Annotated in this window: 24 protein-coding genes, 1 tRNA gene and 1 pseudogene; 11 read left to right on the forward strand and 15 right to left on the reverse strand. The window is 63.7% G+C overall.

Translation table 11 applies throughout. The features are described from left to right. Positions 1-142: 142 nt before the first annotated feature. From EI28_RS04135 to EI28_RS04160, 6 genes are read right to left on the reverse strand one after another with little or no spacing between them, the layout of a single operon-like run. Positions 143-937 (reverse strand): hypothetical protein, encoded by a 795-nt coding sequence (locus EI28_RS04135; RefSeq protein ID WP_048112902.1) that lies wholly within the window; start codon positions 935-937, stop codon positions 143-145. After that, positions 934-1,380: a hypothetical protein gene (locus tag EI28_RS04140; protein ID WP_231476579.1), complete on the reverse strand. Its 447-nt coding sequence runs from the start codon at positions 1,378-1,380 to the stop codon at positions 934-936. The genes EI28_RS04135 and EI28_RS04140 overlap by 4 nt, the downstream gene beginning before the upstream one ends. Before the next feature lie 18 nt (positions 1,381-1,398). Further along, positions 1,399-2,613: a nucleoside recognition domain-containing protein gene (locus EI28_RS04145; RefSeq protein WP_052379660.1), complete on the reverse strand. Its 1,215-nt coding sequence runs from the start codon at positions 2,611-2,613 to the stop codon at positions 1,399-1,401. Position 2,614: 1 nt separating this feature from the next. Then, on the reverse strand, positions 2,615-3,202 hold the full coding sequence (locus EI28_RS04150) for a FeoB small GTPase domain-containing protein (protein WP_048112906.1): 588 nt from the start codon (positions 3,200-3,202) through the stop codon (positions 2,615-2,617). A gap of 2 nt (positions 3,203-3,204) precedes the next feature. Then, entirely contained in the window at positions 3,205-3,438 is a 234-nt protein-coding gene (locus tag EI28_RS04155; RefSeq protein ID WP_048112908.1) for a FeoA family protein, read from the reverse strand. 4 nt (positions 3,439-3,442) lie between these two features. Further along, on the reverse strand, positions 3,443-3,661 hold the full coding sequence (locus EI28_RS04160; RefSeq protein ID WP_048112910.1) for a ferrous iron transport protein A: 219 nt from the start codon (positions 3,659-3,661) through the stop codon (positions 3,443-3,445). 475 nt (positions 3,662-4,136) lie between these two features. Between EI28_RS04160 and EI28_RS13945 the strand changes: the two genes are divergently transcribed. Further along, positions 4,137-4,337 (forward strand): hypothetical protein, encoded by a 201-nt coding sequence (locus EI28_RS13945; protein WP_155937242.1) that lies wholly within the window; start codon positions 4,137-4,139, stop codon positions 4,335-4,337. Positions 4,338-4,864: 527 nt separating this feature from the next. Here the strand turns inward: EI28_RS13945 and EI28_RS04165 are convergent. Next, a complete protein-coding gene (locus EI28_RS04165) occupies positions 4,865-5,044 on the reverse strand; it encodes a rubredoxin (RefSeq protein WP_048112912.1) in 180 nt (59 codons plus the stop codon). Positions 5,045-5,126: 82 nt separating this feature from the next. Between EI28_RS04165 and EI28_RS04170 the strand changes: the two genes are divergently transcribed. Further along, positions 5,127-6,068 carry a UbiA family prenyltransferase gene (locus EI28_RS04170; protein WP_048112914.1) on the forward strand — a complete coding sequence of 314 codons (942 nt, stop codon included), beginning with the start codon at positions 5,127-5,129 and terminating at the stop codon, positions 6,066-6,068. Between the two features lie 107 nt (positions 6,069-6,175). On the opposite strand, the gene EI28_RS04175 is transcribed toward EI28_RS04170, so the two are convergent. The 3 genes from EI28_RS04175 to EI28_RS04185 all read right to left on the reverse strand — a co-directional run bounded on the left by EI28_RS04175 (position 6,176) and on the right by EI28_RS04185 (position 10,729). Further along, positions 6,176-6,493, reverse strand: a complete 318-nt coding sequence (locus EI28_RS04175; RefSeq protein WP_082223077.1) for a cupredoxin domain-containing protein — start codon at positions 6,491-6,493, stop codon at positions 6,176-6,178. 138 nt (positions 6,494-6,631) lie between these two features. After that, entirely contained in the window at positions 6,632-8,683 is a 2,052-nt protein-coding gene (locus EI28_RS04180; RefSeq protein ID WP_231476580.1) for a PQQ-dependent sugar dehydrogenase, read from the reverse strand. A gap of 33 nt (positions 8,684-8,716) precedes the next feature. Continuing rightward, positions 8,717-10,729: a DUF2298 domain-containing protein gene (locus EI28_RS04185; RefSeq protein ID WP_048112916.1), complete on the reverse strand. Its 2,013-nt coding sequence runs from the start codon at positions 10,727-10,729 to the stop codon at positions 8,717-8,719. 95 nt (positions 10,730-10,824) lie between these two features. On the opposite strand from EI28_RS04185, the gene EI28_RS04190 reads away from it, so the two are divergent. Then, positions 10,825-11,673 (forward strand): 4Fe-4S binding protein, encoded by an 849-nt coding sequence (locus tag EI28_RS04190; RefSeq protein ID WP_052379661.1) that lies wholly within the window; start codon positions 10,825-10,827, stop codon positions 11,671-11,673. A 12-nt stretch (positions 11,674-11,685) separates the two neighbouring features. Here the strand turns inward: EI28_RS04190 and EI28_RS04195 are convergent, their stop codons facing one another. Then, the gene (locus tag EI28_RS04195) at positions 11,686-12,021 is read right to left on the reverse strand and encodes a hypothetical protein (protein WP_231476581.1); all 336 of its coding nucleotides are present in this window, start codon (positions 12,019-12,021) and stop codon (positions 11,686-11,688) included. Positions 12,022-12,049: 28 nt separating this feature from the next. Between EI28_RS04195 and EI28_RS04200 the strand changes: the two genes are divergently transcribed. The 3 genes from EI28_RS04200 (at position 12,050) to EI28_RS13365 (ending at position 13,138) form a co-directional block, all read left to right on the forward strand. After that, positions 12,050-12,376 carry a nucleotidyltransferase family protein gene (locus tag EI28_RS04200; RefSeq protein WP_048112917.1) on the forward strand — a complete coding sequence of 109 codons (327 nt, stop codon included), beginning with the start codon at positions 12,050-12,052 and terminating at the stop codon, positions 12,374-12,376. Continuing rightward, positions 12,369-12,722: a DUF86 domain-containing protein gene (locus EI28_RS04205; protein WP_048112918.1), complete on the forward strand. Its 354-nt coding sequence runs from the start codon at positions 12,369-12,371 to the stop codon at positions 12,720-12,722. The genes EI28_RS04200 and EI28_RS04205 overlap by 8 nt, the downstream gene beginning before the upstream one ends. A gap of 221 nt (positions 12,723-12,943) precedes the next feature. Beyond that, entirely contained in the window at positions 12,944-13,138 is a 195-nt protein-coding gene (locus EI28_RS13365; protein ID WP_054847721.1) for a CxxC-x17-CxxC domain-containing protein, read from the forward strand. Positions 13,139-13,250: 112 nt separating this feature from the next. Here EI28_RS13365 and EI28_RS04210 read toward each other — a convergent pair whose 3' ends face one another. The 4 genes from EI28_RS04210 to EI28_RS04225 form a co-directional block, all read right to left on the reverse strand. Further along, positions 13,251-14,120: an ATP-binding protein gene (locus EI28_RS04210; RefSeq protein ID WP_048112919.1), complete on the reverse strand. Its 870-nt coding sequence runs from the start codon at positions 14,118-14,120 to the stop codon at positions 13,251-13,253. Beyond that, a complete protein-coding gene (locus EI28_RS04215; RefSeq protein ID WP_048112973.1) occupies positions 14,117-14,968 on the reverse strand; it encodes an ATP-binding protein in 852 nt (283 codons plus the stop codon). Before EI28_RS04215 ends, EI28_RS04210 begins: the two co-directional genes overlap by 4 nt. 13 nt (positions 14,969-14,981) lie before the next feature. Then, positions 14,982-15,320, reverse strand: coding sequence for a NifB/NifX family molybdenum-iron cluster-binding protein (locus EI28_RS04220; protein WP_048112921.1), 339 nt, complete (start codon positions 15,318-15,320; stop codon positions 14,982-14,984). A 64-nt stretch (positions 15,321-15,384) separates the two neighbouring features. Next, a complete protein-coding gene (locus EI28_RS04225) occupies positions 15,385-15,744 on the reverse strand; it encodes a NifB/NifX family molybdenum-iron cluster-binding protein (protein ID WP_048112923.1) in 360 nt (119 codons plus the stop codon). 175 nt (positions 15,745-15,919) lie between these two features. Between EI28_RS04225 and EI28_RS04230 the strand changes: the two genes are divergently transcribed. The 5 genes and pseudogenes from EI28_RS04230 to EI28_RS04250 all read left to right on the forward strand — a co-directional run bounded on the left by EI28_RS04230 (position 15,920) and on the right by EI28_RS04250 (position 21,945). Next, positions 15,920-18,316, forward strand: a complete 2,397-nt coding sequence (locus EI28_RS04230; RefSeq protein WP_048112925.1) for a Lon protease family protein — start codon at positions 15,920-15,922, stop codon at positions 18,314-18,316. Positions 18,317-18,321: 5 nt separating this feature from the next. Continuing rightward, positions 18,322-19,493, forward strand: a pseudogene (gene nifS / locus EI28_RS04235) (cysteine desulfurase NifS). Further along, the gene (locus EI28_RS04240; protein WP_048112927.1) at positions 19,494-20,828 is read left to right on the forward strand and encodes a phosphomannomutase/phosphoglucomutase; all 1,335 of its coding nucleotides are present in this window, start codon (positions 19,494-19,496) and stop codon (positions 20,826-20,828) included. A gap of 511 nt (positions 20,829-21,339) precedes the next feature. Next, positions 21,340-21,627 (forward strand): ATP cone domain-containing protein, encoded by a 288-nt coding sequence (locus EI28_RS04245; protein ID WP_011845263.1) that lies wholly within the window; start codon positions 21,340-21,342, stop codon positions 21,625-21,627. Between the two features lie 243 nt (positions 21,628-21,870). Continuing rightward, positions 21,871-21,945: transfer RNA gene (locus tag EI28_RS04250), tRNA-Ile, on the forward strand. Positions 21,946-22,011 lie beyond the last annotated feature (66 nt).

Genomic DNA, 22,011 nt, shown 5'->3' on the forward strand with positions numbered 1-22,011 from the left:
CAGTGCATTTCGTCAGGACACAGGCCGAGATTCCTCTGCCGGGTCATCTCCACCCGGCTTTCGATCCGGTCCCTTTCGGAATTGTTGCGTTAAAAAGAGGCGGCGATCCTGTGGACCGTCTCATCCAGGGTATCCATGCACACTACCTGCGCTTCTTCCCCATCAGCACGATACCTGCACCCGTTATGCAGAGCAGGGCCAGAAATACCCCGCCGCCCAGGACATCCGGTTCCTCCTCTTCAGGCGGCTCGATCTCGTTGAACAACTCGTAGTCCGGTTTCTGCAGGAGATCGGCCCTGAGAAAAGACCACTTCTCCAGGAATTCGGCACTCTGGGCCTCAGTCGCAGTCTTATCAACGTTCACCGCCCTGCGCAGCTCGAAGAAGCCTTCCGGAAAGAGGTCCTCGCAGAGCGTGAGCGTCGCGGACTCACCCGTGGAAAGCCGGGTTACTTCAAACCGGTAGTCGCCAAGGCACCGATTCTTTGCAATCCCCATCCTCGCCTGTGTTGAATAGTCGGTCAGTGCAGACCCGTTGGGGGCAACCAGCGTCAACCGACCGGCGGAACCGGCGTCCATCCCGGGGCCGATGCCGGTCACGTACCAGGCGGTATGGAGAGCTCCGTCCGAAACCAGGCGGCTCTGCACTCCTATATCGGACCGTTCGGGGATTTCATCGCCCCAAACCTCGCTAATACCGGCCAGCAGGACCCTGTACATGCAGACGCAGCAGATGCAGGCATCGGGCTCTTTTCCTTCCAGCCCACCATGATATGCCGCAATATCGTCGATGCCGATCTCCACCGGGACACCGTTATCCAGAACAACAATCGGACCGAGATCCGCCTCGGGCGCCGGATCGGCGCCGGGCATGTGGGCAAGAGCGCCCTGGCAGAGCATCAGGGCGGCAATCAACACAATGAATCCTTCTCTCCTCATATCTCATCGAACCTCCCGTTGAAGAGGAAGTAGACGATCCCCAGCGTAAACGGCAGGAGGAGGATCGCCGGCGAGTAGGGTGGGGCAAACCCGCCGACGAACCCGGCAACCGAGTTGAAGAACTCCGGCGCCTCCTCGCCGGCGGGAATGCTCTCGCAGAGCCGGGCGAAGATATCGGTGCCGGCAATGATCCAGATCATGGCCGCACCGAGCACTATCTTCCCGAACTGTTCCATGGTTCCACGGCCCCTCAGGCTGCCGAGCATGAACAGGCCGCCGAAGACCAGAATGGCGCCTCCCCATGCCCAGCGGAAGAAGTCGCCGCCGGCGATCTCAAGAATGCCGATTGAAAAGCCGGGACTCGCCCCGGCCCAGACGAGGATGTCGGCGAGGCCGAACGCAAGCGTAACGAGGCCGAGCAGCCCGGTGTAGAGTGTAAACATACTGGAATTCCGGTTCATTTATGCAACCCCCATGAGGATGCCGACGGCATGGATCAGTCCGCCGTAGATGAAGACCGTCGCCACGAGCACTGCAACCGCCGCGGCAAGTTCCTTCCACCCCTCCCGCAGCATCACCACGAAGGTGGCCACGCAGGGGAAGTAGATGGAGACGAGCACCACGGCGGTGATCATCTGGTACGGCGTCATGGCAATGGCGGAGAGCTGGGCGACCGCGAGGTCTTTCCGGAGGAAGGCCGCAACGAGCGGCCCCACCGTCTCCTTCGGCACCCCGAACCAGGTGACGAAGAGCGGTTCGAAGAGATCGGCAAGTGCACCGATGATCCCGGCCAGATAGAGAACGTTGACGACCAGTACCCCGAAGAGGACGAACGGAACCGCATCTTTGAGGAAACTCTTCGTCCGGTTCATGAGTTTTTTCGTGACGTTCTCCCACAGCGGCCAGTGGTAGGGCGGGACGTCGATGAGGATCTCGGGGTTGCTGCCGGGGATGATCCGGTCGAGGATAAACCCGAAGATCCCGAACCCGATAAGCAGGAAGAGCATGACCCACCCTACCGCATCGGGGATGACCTCGAGCATCACGCCGAGCTGGGCGCCGCAGGGGATGAATATGGCAAGCAGGGTCATCATGATGAACCGCTGTTTTCTCGTCTCCAGAACGCGGGTCGCCGTCACCGCCGGGGTGTTGCACCCGAGCCCGAGGATCACCGGGACGATGGCGTAGCCATGCAGCCCGATCCGGTGGAAGACGGTATCCATCAGGACGGCGAGGCGCGGGAGGTAGCCGGAGTCCTCAAGGACCGTCATCATCAGGTAGAAGATGATGATAGCCGGCAGAACCACCCCGATCGCGACGAAGAGACCCGACGTGAGCATCCCGAACGCTTCGAAACAATTTTCAGCCAGCGGGTCGCCGACGAAGAGGAAGTAGTGGATGCTCGCCGGGTCGGACCAGGCCCCCTGGAGCCACGGGAGCCAGTGGCTGTCGAAGACCTTGACCATGAACCCATCCGTGACGAGGGCGCCCGCAAACGAGGAGAAGATGCTCCAGAACGCGTAGAGCACGGCGAACGCGACGGGTATGCCGGTGAGCGGCCTGACGGTGAGGTCGCCGAGAACGTCGCCGAGGTTCTGCCGGTATGCTCCGGCGGCCACTGTTTTACGGGCAATTATATCGACAAGGTCCCACCGTTCCTGCACGGGAAGCGCCATCCTAGCACCCCCCGCACCCGGTACATCCGCCGGACTGTTCCGGCGTATCGAACTGTCCGTCTGCCCGGGCCCGCACGGTCTCAATATCAACCTTCTGCGCCTTGCGCAGCATCCCCGCAAGATCCCGGGCGCCTTCGCCGCTGACGGCCGATGTTGGTACCACCGGCACGCCGAGGATCCTCTGGAGCACGCGGGTGTCGACCGTGATCTGCCGTTCGCGTGCGGCATCGATCATGTTCAGCGCGATGATCACCGGACATCCCCGTTCGATCACTTCCAGAGCCAGATAGAGGCCCCGCTCGACCCGGGTCGCATCGAGGACGACCAGAACCGTTGCACCCGGGTTCTCCGAGATCAGCCGGACGGCCACGTCTTCGGCGGCATCCCGTGCCTCAAGGGAGTATGTTCCCGGCGCATCGATGACCTCGTATTCCTGCCCGTTCTCGATGAGAACGCCTTTCGTGTAGTCGACCGTCGTTCCCGGGTAGTTGGAGACGACCGCATCCCCCCCGGTGAGCCTGTTGAAGAGAGCGCTCTTCCCGACGTTCGGGTTGCCCATCATCAGCACGGTCCTGGACGTATCCGCCATGCTCAAGACCCCTCGTGTTCCCCGGTCTCGATGACAACCCCTTCGGCGGTATCCAGACCCATGGCCACTTCCATATCGTCGACGACGACGACAACGGGCCCTTTGATGGGCTGGCGGGTGATCATCTTCACCTGTTTTTTCATCCTGATCCCAAGGCAGTTGAGTTCGTGCTGCGAGGCACGGATCTCCCGGACAACGCCGGATTCGCCATATTCCAGTTCGGACAATCTTTTCACGAAATTACACCTTCTGTACCTGAATTTTCTGTGCCATTCCCCGGCCGAGAACAAGTGTCTCGCCGCCGATCCTGACGACAACCGGGCCAAATCGGCCGGAGAGTGCTGTGAGGATGCACCCCCCGGCAAGCCCGCGCAGCGCGAGATGCTGGCAGAGACACTGTCCGCCTTCGATCGCAACAACCCGGGCGCGTTCGTTCGGAAACAAATCGGTCAGTTGCATTCTCTCACAAAACGGGTATCCAATTCGGCCGTAATCAACCAGAGCCGAACACTTTTCGGAAAACCGGGGATTCCCCGGAGAGATTTCGGAAGAGATGAATAAACCGAAAAGCAACCGGGTCCCGGACGAGCAGCGGCCTTCACCAATTATGACATCCGAGATCGGTCGATGCGGCTTCACGTGAAGCCGCGAAGAACGCGAAGTGCGATGGCCCGAAGGGCCAGAACATGAGAAACCATCAGGCTTCGAAAGGAAGTCGATAGTTTGGACCTCTTGAGGACCGTCTCAAACATTTTAACGAATTACCGGGATTCTGTCTGCCGCACAAAACGTGGGGCTGGACCCCACAGGGGTTTTGCGATAAGAAAAAGAAAGGGATATGCTTATCCGACGTTGTTGATCCGGTACGTGTACGGAGTGAGGCTCTACCATGATTATTCCATCCTCCCCCCAACCCGAGTGAGAACCCGGGAGAATGCTAAACTTCAGCGAACGGCTACACCGGACCACCTCCGGGATTTCGGGCGGCACGGTGCGATGCCGGACCGGCTCCCTCCTCCCGGGAGACGATCCGGAGGATCTTCGGGCCAGAGGCTGCCTGACAACCACCATCCATGTCGATGCGCGCGATCACGGCGAACACCTGCCCGGGTTCTCCCCCCCTCTGCGGGGCTGATTCCTGTGGCTTCATCTTTTTGTCTCCTGTCGGATTCTGCCGCCACTTATCCTGTGTGTCGTTCGGGAAGCATGTACCCTCCCCGCATTCTGTTCGGTTTTGCCCTGAAAACGAGAGAGGTGTTCGGTTCATAGCAAAAACCAAAACCCTCCGGGAGTACGGGCCCGGCCCGGGCTACCCGGACCGCCGCCGGTCTTCCTGCCGCTCCGGAACCGGGCCGGAGATGCGACGGATGAACTCCTGGATCGCCTCCGGGTCCCGGACACCGCGGATCGAAGCGCCGCTGCTCATCTCAAAACTCCCCTGAGCGGGAATTCCGACTCCGTATCCGGGGAGAACTCTTCTTTGTCATCTCATGTCCTGTGTTTTTCATCTTCATGGTCTCCTGTTCCCTGTATATTCGATAAGGTGTTCGGGAGTGATGGGTCCCACCCGAAATGAGTTCGGATTCGTACAAATACCCGGAAAAAGAGGTGGACAGGAGAGCCCGCCCGGCAGGAGAGTGGCGGGCAGCAGCACGGGACGGTTCAGAGCCCGAGCCGTGCGAGAGGGGAGGCGAAGACGGAAAACCTGCTCTTCTCGGCAAGGCAGACCGGGCAGCGCCAGTCTTCGGGGAGGCCTTCAAACGCGGTTCCCGCCGGGGCGTCCTGATCGCCGGCCTTTTCGTCGTAGATATGCCCGCATATCGAGCAGCGGTAGGTCTTCATGATCGTGGAATGCACCGGCTGCAGACTTAACCCTGCTGCAACATTTTTTGAGCGCTGGCGTAGAACCCATGATCCTGCCATCATGAGAGAGACCCTCGCGGCGCTCGCCGACCTGACCCGGGCTCATTTCTTCTTCGTCTGGCCCCTGCTCTTCTGCTCGGGGCTGGCGCTCGCGTTCGCCAACTACGGCGGGTTCTCGTGGGAACTCGTCGGCCGGGCAGCGCTGATCGGCCTCCTCGGGTTCGAAGCCGGGCTCGTCCTGAACGATTACGTCGACCGGGAGTACGACAGGAGGGACGTCAACGGTTCGCTCACTCGCTACTGGCGGCCGTTCGGCGAGCGACCGATACCGGCGGGAAAACTCTCCCCCCGGGCGGCCAACGCCCTCTTCCTCCTCCTCGCCGGCCTCGCGGCCGCCCTCGCCGCGACCCTCCCCGCTCCCCACAACCTCTACGTCCTCGGGATCATGGGCTACTCGTACCTGGCCGAGTACTTCTACCAGGCCAAGAAGCGGGATCAGAAGATCCCCATCGCCCAGATCGTCGGGCGGACGGATTTCGCCCTCTTCCCCGTCGCCGGCTACCTGGTGTACGGGAATCCGGACACGACCGCTCTCCTCTTCTTCCTCTTCTTCTACCCCTGGACGCTCGCGCACCTCGGGGCAAACGACATCGCCGATATCGAAAACGACCGCGCCCGGGGGATGGCGACGATCCCGAGTCTGACCTTCGGTCTGACCGGGTCGGCTCCGGAGGACCCGACTCCGGTTCTCTACGGCATGAGAAGTGCAGGCGCCTGGGTTCTCGGCTTCTCGGCCATTCACGCGGGTATGGCGCTCGTCTTCGGCCTCGCGCTCGGGCCGATCGCCATTGCCGGGTTCGCGATGGGGCTCATCCTCCTCGGGGCCGCAAACTACCTCATCCTCAGTGGGAAGAGCGCGGACGCGGCGATGCGGGCGCTCCCGCTCATGCACGCATCGCTGCTCGTTTATGCCGCGGCGATCATCGCGGGTGCCCTCCTCTAGAGGTCCTTCTGCATCCAGACGACGTTGAAGAGGGACCCCGCGCCCGGCTCCGACGTTCTGGAACCGGGTGCGAACGCCGCGAACCCGAAGGTTGCCGGCGGGGCCCCCTACGCCACGATGAACGCCCCGTGCATCGCGGGGTGGACGTCGCACCGGAAGAAGTAGTTTCCCGGGGTCTCGGGCGCCGTGAAGGTGTAAGTGGTCCGAACCGGGCCCGTGACAATCTCGCCGACAAAGATCGCTTCAGCCGCGGAAGAATCCGTGTAGACCGCGACGTTGTGCGGAACCCCGTCATCCCGGTTGTCGAACTCGATCGTCACCTCCGCGCCTGCAGGGACCGTTATTATCTCCGTGCTGAAGCCGAAGTTCTCGGCCGCGATTGCGACGGTCACCCTCGCGACGGCGCGGGCCGCTTCCGGGGTCACGCCAGCACCCCCGCGACGGGTGCCGTGCCTGTGGTTGTTCGTGCCATGAGTCCCCCTCCAGGAGACCGGGAGGCATAAAGGTTGTCCCGGCCGGCGCCAGAGCGATCTCCCGGTGCACTCTAAAAAGGGAGGGGGCCTCTACTCAACAACGAACTCCCCGTCCATCGAGGGGTGGACGTCGCACCGGAAGTAATAGGTTCCGGGCTCCTCCGGCGCCGTGAAGGTGTAAGTCACCTGGTCCGGGCCGTCGATGATCTCGCCGACGAAGATTGCATCGGCCGCGGAAGAATCGGTGTAGAACGCGACGTTGTGCGGGATACCCGTATCCTGGTTATCGAAGACCATCGTCACGTTCGCTCCCGCCGGGACGGTGATGGTGGACGTGTTGAAGGCAAGGGCTTCGGCAGCAACCCCCACGGTAACGTTCCCGGCCGCGGCCGGCGTAGCGTTTCCAGTCGGGGTTGCGGTCACGTTCGTGGTCACGGCAGGTGTCGTGGTCACGTTCGCAGTCGGAACCGCCGTAACGTTTTCAGTCGGCGTTACGGTCACATTCCCGGTCGCGGTCGGGGTTGTGGTCACACCCGCACCCGGAACCACCGTCACGTTTGCTGTCGGAGTCGGCGTCTCCGTCACGTTCGCCGGGACGATCTTCCAGACCGTCCCGGTCGCGTTGGCGGCATCCGGGCCCGCGTCTTCGGACGTGAGCGCGTAGAGTTCCGACTCTCCACCCTCACCGAACCCCAGGAGGTAGGCGTCCAGGGTTCCCGCGGGCGTCCCGGTCACGTTGAGCCTCTGCAGGCTCCACATCGCAACGTCTTCGGGCGTGAGGTTCTCTGCAGAGTCCGGGAAGGCCGTTGCGTTCCACTCCGCCGGGGGCGTCGCGACGAGCAGGGTGGCGTTCGCGACGTCGAAGCCGGTGCTCCAGTAGCCGAAGACGTAGCGTCCCGCAAGGTCCGGGAGCGCCGTCCCGTTGTAGACCCGGCCACCGACGAAGACAACACCCAGGTCATGGCCGCCCTCGATGACGGGGCCGATCAGGGGTTCGCCGGAGGAGCCGTTTGCCGGGCAGGTCGCCGGGGGTGTTTCGGGGTTCTCCGGATCGAAGCAGAGGGTTCCCTCCCGGAGGCGCCACCCGTAGTTGCCGCCGTTCACCACAAGCGAGACTTCCTCAAAGAGGTTCTGGCCGGCATCCGCCACAAAGAGGTTGCCTTCGGCGTCGAACGTGATGTACGCCGGGTTCCGGAGACCGTAGGCGTAGATCTCGGGCGGGATGCTTTCGTTCGCGACGAACGGGTTGTCCGCCGGGATCCCGTAGAGCGATCCCGCCGCCGTCGTCCAGGTGGCGTTCTCCGGCGGCTCCGTCACGTTCTCCGCGGTGACGTTGTCCACGTCGATCCGGAGCACGCTGCCGTAGATGTTTGTCAGATCCTGGGCGTTCCCGATCTCCGGGGTGTGGCCGGTACCGTTGTCGTTCGCCGCGCCGCCGTCCCCGAGCGGCACGTAGAGGTAGCCGTCACGGGGACCAAACGCGATGCTCCCGCCGTTGTGGTTGGACTGCGGCTTGTCGATCTCGATCAGGATCTCCTCGGAGGTCGTGTTGACCCGGTCGGGGTTCGTGGGGTCGACCTCGAACGCGGAGAGGCGGTTCGTGCTGTCCCAGTCATCAGGCGCCTCCTCGCGGAGGGGCGCGGTGTAGAACGCAAAGACCCGCCCGTTCTCCCCAAACTCGGGGTGGAAGGCAATCGAAAGGAGCCCGCGCTCGTCGTAGGACGGGGTGAGGTTGACCATGCGGTCGCGGACGTCCAGGAACGGCTCCTCAACGAGGGTGCCGTTTGCATCGATGATCGAGACCGTGCCGACCTGGTCGACGACAAAGAGCCTGCCCGTGCCGTCGCCGGCGTCCGTCAGCATCAGCGGCGCGACGAAACCTTCGGCCACGGGCTCGAGACTCACGTTAACCGTCTCGTTCTCCCCGGCAAGCCGGGTGATCGAGGTGTTGTTCAGGTACCCCGCCGCGTAGGGCGACCCGGCGTTCGTCAGGTTCCCGGCGGTGGCCGTTACATTCCCCGCTTCTGGAGCGGGAGTCTGCGTGAGATCGGTTCCGCCGTTCGGGTACACCGCAGCCCCGGCAACGCCTGCCAGGGCGAGGACCACGAGGACGGATATCATGACTACGGCTGCTCGTGTCATGCGCCCTTCCTGTCGGGGTCGACCATATAAACGTTACCCTGCCCGTTCGTAGATCCTGACACCCCCCTCGTCGTAGATGAGGCGGAGCCCCCGGTCCGGCAGCCGGACGTCGTAACGCTCGTGCTCGGGCTCGCCGACGTAGAGGAGGGTCGCGTTGTACTTCTCCATGAGCGCAAGAGTCCGTTCGGGATCCTCGTAGATCGCCCGGATCTCCGCCGGGCGCTCCGTGTACCAGGGACCGTTTCCCCGCCATGTCAGTTCATGCCCGATCTGCCCGAGGATCGTCGGGATACCGGAAAACGACGAGACCCTCGAGTAGTAGCCGTAATCTCCGTTTTCCGCCTCGACGATCCGGTGATCGCCGTCGAGCGTCCGGAGGAAGTCGATCGCCGCGGCCTCCCCCGGCCGCGTGGCTTCGAGGTAGGCGAGCCCGTCCAGGGTGTGGTAGCCCGCCGGAGGATAGTCGATCCCGAGGAGTCCCCGGCCGATATCGACGTCGAGGGCGACCGGGGCGGCGACGAGAGCGATGGCTGCGGCGACGGCAGCGCCCTTCCGTGCCGCCGCCGGGACCGGCCGCCGGCCTGCAAGCCACTTTCCGGCGAGGAGGAGGGAGCCTGTCCCGAGCAGGATCCAGGCGTCGAAGTAGAACTTGAAGATGGTGTTGAACCGGCTGTAGTCGCCCCCGAGCATCTCCTGGAAATAAAAGATCTCGCAGAAGGCGAGGACCGCAAGCCCAGCAATGCAGAGGAGGGACGGGAACGAGCGCTCCCGGCGGAGAAGGAGGTAGGCGAGCGGGACCAGGAGGATGGCGAGTACGGCGTAGCCGGCGGCAAGTGCCGGGACGGCGACGGCGAGCGCCACCGGGACCCGCCGGATATCGGGGGCGACGGCGGCATAGATGATCGCGAGGAAAAAACCCCAGATCGCGAGGAAGGCAAGCGGGTCGGTGGGAGGGAGACCCCATCCGATCCCGCCGATACCCGCGGGCTCGAGGTCGAGGTAGTAGGGGAGGTAGACGAGAAAGGCGACCGCGGGGACCGCAACGGCGGCGGCGAGGGTGGAGCGGTCACGCTCGCGGGCCAGGACGGCGAGGAGGAAGGCGGCAACGGCGGGAGCGTAGACGAGAGCGTCCCAGGAGCAGAGGAGCGGCATCGAGCCGACGGAGAGGCCGAGAAGGAGGATGAGGCTCCAGCGGCCCCGGATGCCGAGCCCGCCCCACCGGCACCACATGAACCCGAGGAGGAAGATGAGGAAGACCTGGTTGAACACGGCCATCTCGAAGGCGTGGACGTTCCCGAGGAAGAGAGAGAAGACCGGAAACTCGACCCGGCCGCCGGGGATGATCCAGTTGGTATCCTGGAAGGCGTAATAGAGATCGCTCCCTCTGGCGACGAACCAGACGACCGACGGCGGGACGAGGAGGAGGACCGCGAGGGGAAGCCACCGCCAGCGTCCGGTGATGAGGTGCCCGAGAGCGTAGAGCGCGACAAATGCCGTCCCATAGACCGTCCCCGGAATCAGGTTGAAGGCCACCTCCGACGGTGTGCCGGTGACGATGGCGATGGAGCCCATCAGCCAGTGGCCGAGGTAGTAGTAGACGGTGAGGTGGCCGCCCGCAAACCAGGGGTCGAGCGGGGGCACGACGGGCTCACGGATGACGCTCGCGAGGAAGGCGTGGTTCATGTACTGCTCGCTGAAGTAGCCGACGGGCGGGTTTACGAACCGGACGGAAAGGGCGAAGAGGAACCCGACGGCAAAGACCGCGTCCCAGAAGAGGAAACTCCGGATCTCACCTGACCGGTAATCGCCCCGCCGGATGCCGTATACGGCGAGACCGACGAAGAGGAAGAGGGCAAGAGCGACCGGGACGCGGAGGAGGCCGCAGTACCAGGTCGCGAGGGCGAAAAGGAGGAGGGAGGCAGGGTAGGCCGCCGGGTAGGCAAAGTCCCCGAGTGCCGGGCGGAGCCGGGGCCAGAGGGCCATCTGCAGCCCTTTGAGGAGCCCCACCCAGAGGAGCACGTCCCACGCCTGGAGGAGGAGGTTCACGCCCCGCTATCGTGGTCCCGGGTATATGCGGTTTGCGCTCGCCTTCCCACAGGATGATTTAACCTGAGATCCCGCCATACCACTACAACCGGGATATGGCCGACGCAAAGAAGAACAATCCGGGGGTCATCCGCCTCCGGGAGAAAGGAAAGGTCGCCGTCCGGGGAAAGATCCTCGCCGGCGTGATGACCGCGCCGCAGATGGCGGCGGTATCCCGGATCGCAGAGGAGTTCGGGGACGGTACGGTCGGGCTGACGGCCCGGCTCAACGTGGAACTCCCCGGCATCGACCGGCGGGATACAGGAGAGGTTGCAGAACGGCTTCGGGAGGCAGGGATAGAGCCCGGGAGTACCGGAGCCACTCTGCGGTCGGTCGTCGCCTGCAAGGGTACGATCTGCAGGCATGGGTGCTGCGACACCCAGGGGCTCGCCCGGGCGATCGAGGAGCGGTACGGGGGGTGCGATCTCCCCCGGAAACTGAAGATCTCGATCGCGGGGTGCCCGAACAACTGCGCAAAGGTCCAGCTCAACGATATCGGGATCATGGGGGGGCGGTTTCCCCTGTTTGCCGACGAATGCGAAGGGTGCGGGGCGTGCGAGAAGGTCTGCCGGGAAGGAGCCGTCCTGGTCGCCGACGGCGGGGCCCTCTTCTCAGAGGAGGACTGCATCGGGTGCGGCGACTGCATATCCGTCTGTCCCACAGGGGCGATCGGCGTCGCTTCGGAGGGACTGCGCTTCTTCCTCGGCGGAAAGTCGGGCAGGGTGCTCCGGGTCGGCACCGGGGCCGACGGACTGGTCGCCGAAGAAGAGGCGGTCGCGATCGTCGGACGGCTGATTGACTGGTTCCGGGAGAACGCACTGCCGGGCGAGCGGTTCGGGGAGATGATGATGCGCGTGGGGAGAGAGACCGTCTTTGCAGCCGCCGGGATGAGGCCGCAGGAATGAGCGGCCTTCCGCTCACTGCGGCGCCTTTGTGCTCTGCACGCCATACGACTCTCGCCCGTCGCCGCCCCAGTCGCCGCATTCGGCGATGACCTTCCACGTCTCCCGGATCCCCTCTTCCAGCCGTGCGATCCGGGCGGTCCCGCCGAGGCTCTCCTCGACCTCGAAGAACTCCCGCGCCTTCTGCGCGTTGAACGGGCCGTAGCGTTCGATGCCGCCGCGGTCGCCGAGAACTTCGACCCTGTACCTCAGCCGCGAACCATTCATCATCATGCACCGGGCGAGATAGTCGCCTGCAGCTGCATAAACCTTGGGGGCACCGGCCGGAGAAACGTTAAACAGTCTCTTCACCTATAACCTCTCAAGGAAGCCCGGAGAAATGCCACAGAGACCGGAGGATATCCCCCCGCACTGGACCGTGCGGTCGATCATCGATGCGCTCAAAAAAGCGAAGCCGTACCTTCGAGAACGGTATCGCGTCCGCGAGATCGGGATCTTCGGCTCGTATGTTCGGAACGAACAGGGCACGGAAAGCGACCTCGACATCCTGGTCGAGCTCGACGAGCCGCTCGGCTGGGATGTCGTGGACCTCAAGGAGGATCTGGAGAGGATCCTCGGTCTCCCCGTAGATCTCGCGCTGAAGGGTGGGATCGCCCGGCGGCCGCGACTCATGCAGGCTGTCGACGCGGAGGCAGTGTATGTCTAGGCGCGACGGGGCTCTGCTGATTGCGGATATCCTGGAGGCTATCGGGCGTATCGAGGAGTATACCACAGGATACTCAAAGGAAGATTTCTTCCGGGACCAAAAGACCATCGATGCGGTGATCCGTAACCTCGAGATCATTGGAGAGGCATGCGGACAGGTTCCCGAACCGGTTCGGGCAGAATATCCCCAGATCCCATGGAAGAGGATCGTAGGGGTCAGAAATATCGTTATCCACCATTATTTCGGCGTCGACCTTGAGACCGTCTGGTTTATCATTAAGCGGCAAATTCCCGAACTCCGATCTCTTCTTGCGGCAACGGCTGACGAGATATACTCCGGAGACTAACCACGCATACCCGTTCCGGCACTCACACAGGCAGGGACATCCCGTATGAGGGGGAAACTATCCGGCAACACCATGCTGCTGCACCTTCTCCGGGCCCGGATTGCATCTCATGCGGGCAGGCCGGCAGATCGCCGGGGTAAGATCTCGATCACCCCCCCAGAGGCCGATGAGCTACACTATATACTATCCAATCATAACTCTACAGGCAGTGTTCTATCTGCATGAGCAATCCAATGGATTATAACAGAGGAAACAGAAATTTCGGCGGTCCCAGGAACTTCGGCGGCCCCCGTGAAATGACAAAGACCATCTGCTCGGACTGCGGTAAGGAGTGCGAAGTCCCCTTCAAGCCGACCGAAGGCAGACCTGTGTATTGCCAGGACTGCCTCCCGAAGCACAGAAAACCCCGGTTCTAAACCAATAATCTCTTTTTTCGGACGTTGATCCCGGAAAACACCGGAACGACGCCATAGATCGAACAGCGCCGCTCTCGAGTGGAACGGCCTGTAGAAAAAATGAGGAGGGGGCTTATATAAGCCCGAGTTCGGCAAAGAGGGTATCCCGGAGCGCCCGGAGGGCATCCGTCGCCGGCGAGTCGCTCCGGGTCACGGGGCGGCCGTTCCGGACGGCGTCGACCACCGCCGAATCGAACGGGATCTTGCCGGCCACCACGATGCCTTCCTTCTCGCAGTAGTCCTCGATCCTCTTGCAGATATCCTCCGCCAGATCGAACCGGTTGATCGCGACGAAGATCTGGACGTCGAACCGACGGCAGACCGTCACCAGCCGCTCAAGATCGTGGAGCGCCGAGACCCCCGGCTCCGTGACGATGAGGACTGCGTCCACACCGCTGATCGTCGCGATCAGCGGGCAACCTATCCCCGGCGGGCCGTCGGCGAGCAGCAGATCGGCGCCGTCCGCAAGGCTCGTCGCCCGCTTCCTCACCTCGGTGACGAGCAGTCCCGAGTTCCCCGAGCCCGGGAAGAGCCGGGCATGGGCGAGGTTGCCCCGGTCGGTCACCGAGGTGTAGATCTCGCCGCAGACGCGCTGTTCCATCGAGATCGCTCCCATAGGGCAGACATACGTGCAGACAGCGCAGCCTTCGCAGTGCAGGGGGTCAACTTCCCAGACGTCGTCCCGGCACACGATTGCCCCGAACCGGCAGTGATCCGCGCAGATTCCGCAGCCACGGCACTGCTCCGGGTCGATCCGGGCCACCTCGAGCCCCCGGAACTCTTCCGTCGTGAGCCGCCGGGGCTCGAAGAGGAGTTCCAGGTTCGCGGCGTCCACGTCGCAGTCGGCGAGGACCTGCGGCACTCCGCTGATATCCGCAAGCGCCGCCGCCACCATCGTCTTCCCGGTGCCGCCCTTGCCGCTCACGATCGCAAGCCGGATCATGGGTTCACCCCCGCAATCTTCACGACCGCTTCAAAGAGATCGGCGAACCGCTCCTCCCACCCGGGAAGATCGCGGCAGATAAGCCCGCCCCTGTTCTGGATGGCGGCGATCTCCCGCGAGAACGGGATGGTCATAAGGATGGGAAGCCCACGCTCCCGGCAGAAGTCGAGGGTCTCCTCGTCCCGGCCGTCGCTGCGGTTGATCACGACGCCGGCCGGGATGCCGGTACTCTCCACAACCTCGGCCGCGAGGCGGAGATCGTGCAGCCCGAACGGGGTCGACTCCGTCACCAGGATGCAGGCATCGACCCCCTCCAGCGTCTCGATCACCGGGCAGGCGATCCCCGGGGAGGCATCGTAGAGGATGAGCGGGTGTCCTTCCGCGAGCATCTTCGCCGCCCGTATGACCGTCGGAGCCATCACCTCCCCCTCGTTCAAGACGCCGCTCACCAGAGTAAGGCGGGAGAGCGGGCAGGAGCACGCTACCCGGCCGATGGTGCGCGGAACCTCCCTGATCGCCCCCTGCGGGCAGACCAGGGAACAGCCCCCGCAGGAGTGGCAGAGCTCCGGGAAGAGGAGGACACGGTCTTTCAAGACCGAGAGCGCCCCAAACCGGCAGAACTTCCCGCACTCTCCGCAAAGGGTGCAGAGAGCCGGATCGATCTCCGGAACCAAAGTCGTCACCGGCACGTCTTCGGCGGAGTCCGGGAAGAAAAGGTGGAGGTTCGGCTCCTCGACATCGCAGTCGACGAGCGCCACCTCGCGGGAGAGGGCGAGCGTGCAGGCGAGGTTCGCCGCCACCGTGCTCTTCCCGGTACCGCCCTTCCCGCTTGCAATCGCAATTTTCATGCTGGGTTCCACTTCAAAGGGGGAGCAGCTGCAGGTTCCCGGCGGTATACTCCGCGAGGGCATCGGCCACGCTGCCGCTTCCGCGGTAGGCGTAGGCCTTGATTCCACCCATTCCAAGGGCCCGGGCGGCATTCCCACCGACCTGGCCGGTGATGACCACCGTCGCACCGTGCTCCGAAAACATCTGGACCGCCCGGGGTCCGACCCCGCCGGCAGCGTCGACGAGGGGATTTTCGATCGATTCCGCTTTCCCCGTCTCCGTGTCGACGAAGACGAAGTAAGGTGCCCGGCCGAACCGCTGCTCGACCGGGGCGTCCGTGCCTGCTGCACGTGCCGTGATACCGACTATCATGCTAATACACTCCTCTGGTGATTTTTGCTCATATGAGCATAATACTATGGTTGGTGCACCCGCCTCAGTGGTGCCCGTCGCACTCGCCGCCGTCTTCGTGGTGGCAGGAGCTCTTCCCCGGAGAAAGGCGGCCAGCAATATAATCCTGTGCCACGTAATCAACGTTTCCACTGACGCCGAGGAGAACCTGAATGCCGTTTTCGTTGAAGAGTTCGACGGCTCGCGGCCCCATCCCGCCGGCGATGATCAGGTTGACCCCGTGCTCCGCGAGAAAGACCGGGAGCCGGCCGGGTTCGTGGCCGGGACTCGGGAGATCGTCCCTCCTGTAGATGATCGAATCTTCGACGTCGAATATGGCGTATCCCTGGCAGTGCCCGAAGTGTTCGGACACCTGGTTTTCGTCCTGTGCAATTGCTATCCTCATGCTATCACCGGATTTACGCGGCCCCGTGTACGGCATCGGCCGCATACAAACGTACTACACATACGCGCGAAAGAAAGTAAAACCACCTATTGATACCATCCGGTGCCGGGCCGGGGAACCTTTTTTAAGACGAGCGACATCCAGCGGTGTAAGTTGCAGAAACCTGGTGAGATTGATGATTCAGCCCTTGGATATCGGAGAGTACCGGAACGTCTACGAACCGGGAAAGGTGGAATGCGCCAGCACCGAGGAGATGCGGCCGCTTGAGGAGATTATCGGCCAGGAACGGGCGCTCCGGGCGCTGCAGTTCGGCCTTGAGATCCGGGAGGCCGGGTTCAACGTCTACGCCGCGGGCGCTCAGGGAACCGGCAGGATGAGGGCCGTTCGGAGTTTCCTCGACGAACTTGCGAAGGCCAAGCCCCGGGCGCGTGACTGGGTCTACGTTCATAACTTCGAGAACCAGTACGAGCCCAACGCCGTCGCTCTCCCTGCCGGGAGAGGAACGGAGTTCCGGGAGGAGATGAAACGATTCATCGAGGAGGCGCGGCAGGCGCTTCCCCGGGCGTTCCAGAGCGAAGAGTACGCCAAACGGCGGGACGAAACGCTTCAGGCGCTCCAGGGGAACAGGACGGATCTCATCGCCCGGATCAACCAGAAAGCCCAGGAGGCGGGGTTCGTCATCCAGATGAGCCCCATCGGCCTCCTGACCATCCCGGTCATCGACGGGAGGCCGGTCCCCGAGGAGGAGTTCATCACCCTTCCCGACGAGGTGCGGGCGGAGGTCCAGCGGCGGCGTGACGCGTTGAACGCCGACCTCCGGAGCACGCTCCGGCAGGTACAGGATATCGAGCGGCAGGGCGCCGAGGCGGTCAAGGACTTAAACCACGACATCGCCCTCTACGCGATAGGCAACCTCGTCGCCGAACTCAAGGAGAAGTATGCCGACGTCCCGGAAGTCCCCGGGTACATCGACGCCGTCCAGAACGACATCCTCGAGAACACCCAGCTGTTCCTCGGTCTCCCCGAGCAGCAGGGCGTCCCGCCCCAGTTCCAGGCCCTCATGCGTGAGATTCCATTTCGGAAGTACGAGGTGAACGTCGTCGTCGACAACGCCGCTATAGAAGGCGCGCCGGTGATCTTCGAGCAGAATCCCACCTACCAGAACCTTCTTGGAAAGATCGAGAAAGAGGTGCAGTTCGGGATCTTCACGACCGACTTCACGATGATCCGGCCGGGCTCGCTGCACCGGGCCAACGGCGGCTACCTCGTTCTCGACGTCGAAGACCTCCTGCGCGCCCCGCTCTCCTGGGACGGGCTCAAGACGGCGCTGAAGACAGGGGAGGCCGTCATAGAGGAGCCAGGGGAGCGGATGGGGTTCATCACGGCAAAGACGATCAAGCCCGAACCCATCCCTCTCGATATCAAGGTGGCCCTCATCGGGACGCCGATGATCTACCAGCTCCTCTACCGGCTGGACACCGACTTCAAGGAGCTCTTCAAGGTCAAGGCCGACTTCGACATCGTGATGGAGCGAAACGACGAGAACGCCAATAAATACGCCGACTTCATCTGCAACCTCGTCCGGGAGGAGGAACTCCGGCACCTCGAGCGGGAGGCGATCGCCCGGGTGATCGAGTACGGGTCGAGAATCGCTGCTGACAGGGAGAAACTCTCGACCCGGTTCTCGGCGGTCGCCGACCTCATCCGCGAGGCGAACTTCTACGCCGCAGAAGACGGGAGCGAGCAGATCGAGAAAAAACACGTCACGAAGGCGATTGAGGAGAAAGTCTACCGTTCAAACCTGATCCAGAAAAAGATCGAGGAGGCGATCCGGCGGGGGATCTTCCTCATCGATACCGAAGGCGAGAAGGTCGGGCAGGTGAACGGCCTCTCGGTCATCGGGCTCGGGGACTTCGCGTTCGGCCGGCCATCGAAGGTGACCGCGAGTATCGGGGTCGGCCGCGAGGGTATCATGGACATCGAGCGGGAGGCTGCGCTCGGCGGGCCGATCCACACCAAAGGCGTCCTGATCATCAACGGTTACCTCAACAACAACTATGCACACGATAAGCCGCTTTCCCTCTCCGCCCGGCTCGTCTTCGAGCAGAGTTACGAGGGGATCGAGGGGGACTCCGCGTCGAGCACGGAGCTCTACGCCCTCCTCTCGGCGCTCTCGGGGCTTCCGCTGAAGCAGTACCTCGCCGTCACGGGCTCGGTGAACCAGAAGGGCGAGGTGCAGGCGATCGGGGGCGTGAACGAGAAACTGGAGGGGTTCTTTGAGGTCTGCAAGGCCAAAGGGCTCGACGGGAACCAGGGGGCGCTGATCCCGGCAAGCAACGTCCAGAACCTGATGCTAAAAGAAGAGGTCGTCGAGGCCGCGAAGGCCGGGAAGTTCCGGATCTACCCGGTGCGGACGATCGACGAGGGGATCGAGGTTCTCACGGGCGTCCCGGCGGGTGTGCGCCAAAAAGACGGCACCTACGAGGAGGGGACGGTGAACTACCTGGTGGACCGGCGCCTGAGGGAGATGGCCGAGACGATGCGCGGGTTCCAGCCGACGATGGCGAAGTGACCGGAATGGAGCGGAAACGGTCGGTCTACATGGACCATGCGGCGACGACGCCGGTGCGGCCGGAGGTCCTCGAGGCGATGCTCCCCTACTTCTCGGAGCGGTTCGGGAACCCCTCCTCGCTCTACTCCCTCGCCCGCGAGGCGGAGGAGGCTGTGGAGGAGGCGCGGGAAAAGGCGGCGGCAGCGATCGGCGCGACCCCCGAAGAGGTCTTCTTCACGTCGGGCGGGACGGAGGCCGACAACTGGGCGATCAAGGGGGCGGCGGCGGCGAGCCGAAAGAAGGGCGACCATATCGTCACCTCCTCGATCGAGCACCACGCCGTCCTCCATACCTGCCGGAGCCTCGAGAAGCAGGGCTACCGGGTCACCTACCTCCCGGTCGACGAGTTCGGCCGGGTGGAGCCGGAAAGAGTCGAGGAGGCGATCACCGATGCGACCATCCTCGTCTCGGTGATGGCCGCGAACAACGAGATCGGGACGATTCAGCCTATCAGGGCGATCGCGGAAGTCGCACACGACCATACAATCCCGTTCCATACCGATGCCGTCCAGGCGATCGGGGCTTTCCCGGTGGACGTGGACGAGATGGGAGCCGACCTCCTCGCCCTCTCCGCCCACAAGTTCGGCGGCCCGAAGGGGACGGGGACGCTCTACGTCAGGCGGGGAACCCGGATCGGGACGTTCATGGACGGCGGGGCGCAGGAGCAGGGCCGGCGAGCCGGAACCGAGAACGTTCCCGGGATCGTGGGGCTCGGGCGGGCGATCGAACTCGCGGTCGCCGGGATGCCCCGGAACGCCCCCAGGCTTGCCGCGATGCGGGACCGGTTGATCCGGGGGATCCTGGATGCGATCCCGGACACCCGCTTAAACGGCCACCCGACCGAACGGCTGGCAAACAACGTGAACGTCGCGTTCCGCTACGTCGAGGGGGAGTCAATCCTCCTCATGCTCGACGCCCTCGGGGTTGCCGCCTCGACGGGGAGCGCCTGCACCTCGGCGTCGCTTGAGCCTCGCACGTCCTGACCTCGTGCGGTCTGGCGCCGGAGCGCGCCCACGGCTCGCTCCGCCTCACCCTCGGGCACGCGAACACCGAGGAAGACGTCGACTACGTCCTTGAAGTGCTCCCCGGGATCATCGATCGGCTGCGGGCGATCTCGCCGCTCCGGGGGGAGGCGTGAATGACCGGGATCTTTCGGGCCTACGACATCCGGGGGCGCTACCCGGACGAGCTCGATGAGACGACGGCGAAGAAGATCGGGAACGCATTTGTAGCCCTTCTTGCGGCGGAGCGGATCGTCGTCGGGCGGGACATGCGCCCATCCTCGGAGCCGCTTTCGCGGGCGTTCATCCGGGGTGCGGTCGAAGCCGGGGCGGAGGTCGCCGATATCGGGATGGCGAGCACGCCCCTTCTCAACTACGCCGTCATCGCCGGGAAGTTCGACGGCGGGGCGATGGTGACGGCCTCCCACCTTCCCGGGGAGATGAACGGGTTCAAACTCGCCCGCGAAAACGCCATCCCCCTCTCCGGCGACCGCGACCTGCCGCTCCTGGAGACCCGGGTCGGGGAGGAGGAGGTCGCCCGCGCCGGGGGATCGTCCCGCGAGACCGGGATGCTGGACGCCTACATCGGGGCGGTGGCCGGGTTCGTCCGGGCGCCGAAGCCGCTCACGGTCGTCGTGGACGCGGGGAACGGGATGGCCGGGCCGGAGATCCCCCGGCTCTTCGACCGGATCCCTGCGTGGCGGCTTGTGCCGATGTACCTCGAGCCCGACGGCCGGTTCCCTCACCACCACGCAAACCCGCTCGACCCGGAGACCACCCGGGAACTGCAGGAACGGGTCGTGGCCGAGGGCGCGGATATGGGGGTGGCGTTCGACGGCGACGGCGACCGGTGCGGGCTCATTGACGAGCGGGGCGAGCGCGTCCGGGAAGACCTGGTGACCGGCCTCGTCGCGGAGTTCCTGCTCGAAGAGAATCCGGGAACGGCGATACTCTACGATCTCCGGTCGAGTCGGGCGGTCCGGGAAGCGATCGAGCGGGCCGGGGGCCGGGGCGTCCGCTCGAGGGTCGGCCACGCCTTCATCAAGGCCGCGATGCGCGAGGAGGACGCCCTCTTCGCCGGGGAACTCTCCGGGCACTACTACTACCGGGATGTGGGGTTTACCGACAACGGGCTTCTCACGCTGGTCATGGTTGCAAACATCCTCGCCGCGAGCGGCAGAACGCTCTCCGAACTTGTTGAGCCCCTCGACCGCTACCCCTCGACCGGGGAGATCAACCTGACGGTGAGCGAACCGGCGGCGGTGCTCGCGGTGCTTGCGGCGCGCTACCGGGATGCGGAGCTTGACCGGCTCGACGGGCTGACGGCGACCTATCCTGACTGGTGGTTCAATATCCGCCGCTCCCACACCGAGCCGGTAGTGCGGCTGAACATCGAGGCGGATACGAGGAGCCTCCTTGATGAGAAGAAGCGGGAGGTGCTCGCGGCCATCCGGGACACCGAAGGTGCGTAAGGACCGGCCCGGCACGGAACGAGGGGCGGCGCGAACTGCCTACTCACGCGAAGGCGCGAAGGCGCGAACCCCCCGGGTTTCTTGAGCCCGGGCCGTCGCGCTTCGCGTTCTTCGCGGCTTCGCGTGTGGCCGAAGAAATGTAAAGCAGGAAGCCCCCCTTCAGGGCGGGGTGGTTCACCAGCGCTGTCATTCCCGGATTCTGTGGATCGGGACGTTTGTCCCCGGGCGGTCGCGGATCGGGATCGCAGCGTCGCCGGCATACCCCACGAAAAAGAGCCGTTCGATTCTTCACCGCCCAAGAAGGCGCCGTTAATCCATTGCTTCGACGGGAAGAAGACGATGGCCGGCGGCCGCAACTTATAAGTATCCGATATCCCACTGTTGGCCGGCAGGCTGCAGCTTGCAACCGAATCGGGGCCGGGTGAAGCCCCCGGAAACCGTAATCCGGGATACAACGGGCACCCGGGCCTCGAGCGGGAAGAGAGAACCGATAATTGATGTGGTGATGAGAATGGCAGGACAGCAGATGGAGTCCCGGCCCTGGCAGCAGACCATGGTCCGGAAGACCAACAACCAGGAGGAGCAGTTCAACCCTGACAAGATCAGGAGGTCGGTGCAGAACGCCGGAGCAAACCAGCAACTGGCGGACGAGATCACCCAGCAGATCCAGGGGAGCACGCACAGCGGGATGACGACCACCGAGATCGACAACAGTGTCCAGGACATCCTCAAGCAGAAGGATATGGACGCCTACAACAACTGGATGCGGTGGAAAGAGCAGCACCAGAAGATGCAGTAAGGAGTTTCCCGGAGCATTCTGCAGGCAGTCTCCCATACTCCGGGTGCCGGAGATCCATCAGCAGGTTTGGACGGCGGATTTCTGGACGTTGCGCCTGTCGGGTATGCGGGCGCCCTGCAGAACGCGCACAATGTTTTTATGATCAAAAAACAATATTTATATGCAGTGAGATTCCGGGAATGCCCCGGAGATCTGAACTGAATGCGCCGTTTCCGAATTCAGGTCGGCTGCACCGCAATTCTCGGGCCCGTAGCTTAGTCCGGTCAGAGCGCCCGGCTCATAACCGGGCGGTCGTGGGTTCGAATCCCTCCGGGCCCATGTTTTACGAGTAGCCGTGAGAAGATCCGGCAGGTGAAGGGCCGGCTCCGCAAAGTGGTTCCGTAA

The organism is Methanoculleus sp. MH98A, from assembly GCF_000691865.1.
In the GTDB taxonomy this organism is placed as follows: domain Archaea; phylum Halobacteriota; class Methanomicrobia; order Methanomicrobiales; family Methanoculleaceae; genus Methanoculleus.

What these genes read in the sequence shown, in the direction of transcription:
- EI28_RS04135 (WP_048112902.1), bottom strand. Translation starts at nt 937, where the DNA reads ATGAGGAGAGAAGGATTCATTGTGTTGATTGCCGCCCTGATGCTCTGC.
- EI28_RS04140 (WP_231476579.1), bottom strand. Translation starts at nt 1,380, where the DNA reads ATGTTTACACTCTACACCGGGCTGCTCGGCCTCGTTACGCTTGCGTTC.
- EI28_RS04145 (WP_052379660.1), bottom strand. Translation starts at nt 2,613, where the DNA reads ATGGCGCTTCCCGTGCAGGAACGGTGGGACCTTGTCGATATAATTGCC.
- EI28_RS04150 (WP_048112906.1), bottom strand. Translation starts at nt 3,202, where the DNA reads ATGGCGGATACGTCCAGGACCGTGCTGATGATGGGCAACCCGAACGTC.
- EI28_RS04160 (WP_048112910.1), bottom strand. Translation starts at nt 3,661, where the DNA reads ATGCAACTGACCGATTTGTTTCCGAACGAACGCGCCCGGGTTGTTGCG.
- EI28_RS13945 (WP_155937242.1), top strand. Translation starts at nt 4,137, where the DNA reads ATGCTAAACTTCAGCGAACGGCTACACCGGACCACCTCCGGGATTTCG.
- EI28_RS04165 (WP_048112912.1), bottom strand. Translation starts at nt 5,044, where the DNA reads ATGAAGACCTACCGCTGCTCGATATGCGGGCATATCTACGACGAAAAG.
- EI28_RS04170 (WP_048112914.1), top strand. Translation starts at nt 5,127, where the DNA reads ATGAGAGAGACCCTCGCGGCGCTCGCCGACCTGACCCGGGCTCATTTC.
- EI28_RS04180 (WP_231476580.1), bottom strand. Translation starts at nt 8,683, where the DNA reads ATGACACGAGCAGCCGTAGTCATGATATCCGTCCTCGTGGTCCTCGCC.
- EI28_RS04190 (WP_052379661.1), top strand. Translation starts at nt 10,825, where the DNA reads ATGGCCGACGCAAAGAAGAACAATCCGGGGGTCATCCGCCTCCGGGAG.
- EI28_RS04200 (WP_048112917.1), top strand. Translation starts at nt 12,050, where the DNA reads ATGCCACAGAGACCGGAGGATATCCCCCCGCACTGGACCGTGCGGTCG.
- EI28_RS04205 (WP_048112918.1), top strand. Translation starts at nt 12,369, where the DNA reads ATGTCTAGGCGCGACGGGGCTCTGCTGATTGCGGATATCCTGGAGGCT.
- EI28_RS13365 (WP_054847721.1), top strand. Translation starts at nt 12,944, where the DNA reads ATGAGCAATCCAATGGATTATAACAGAGGAAACAGAAATTTCGGCGGT.
- EI28_RS04210 (WP_048112919.1), bottom strand. Translation starts at nt 14,120, where the DNA reads ATGATCCGGCTTGCGATCGTGAGCGGCAAGGGCGGCACCGGGAAGACG.
- EI28_RS04215 (WP_048112973.1), bottom strand. Translation starts at nt 14,968, where the DNA reads ATGAAAATTGCGATTGCAAGCGGGAAGGGCGGTACCGGGAAGAGCACG.
- EI28_RS04220 (WP_048112921.1), bottom strand. Translation starts at nt 15,320, where the DNA reads ATGATAGTCGGTATCACGGCACGTGCAGCAGGCACGGACGCCCCGGTC.
- EI28_RS04225 (WP_048112923.1), bottom strand. Translation starts at nt 15,744, where the DNA reads ATGAGGATAGCAATTGCACAGGACGAAAACCAGGTGTCCGAACACTTC.
- EI28_RS04230 (WP_048112925.1), top strand. Translation starts at nt 15,920, where the DNA reads ATGATTCAGCCCTTGGATATCGGAGAGTACCGGAACGTCTACGAACCG.
- EI28_RS04240 (WP_048112927.1), top strand. Translation starts at nt 19,494, where the DNA reads ATGACCGGGATCTTTCGGGCCTACGACATCCGGGGGCGCTACCCGGAC.
- EI28_RS04245 (WP_011845263.1), top strand. Translation starts at nt 21,340, where the DNA reads ATGGCAGGACAGCAGATGGAGTCCCGGCCCTGGCAGCAGACCATGGTC.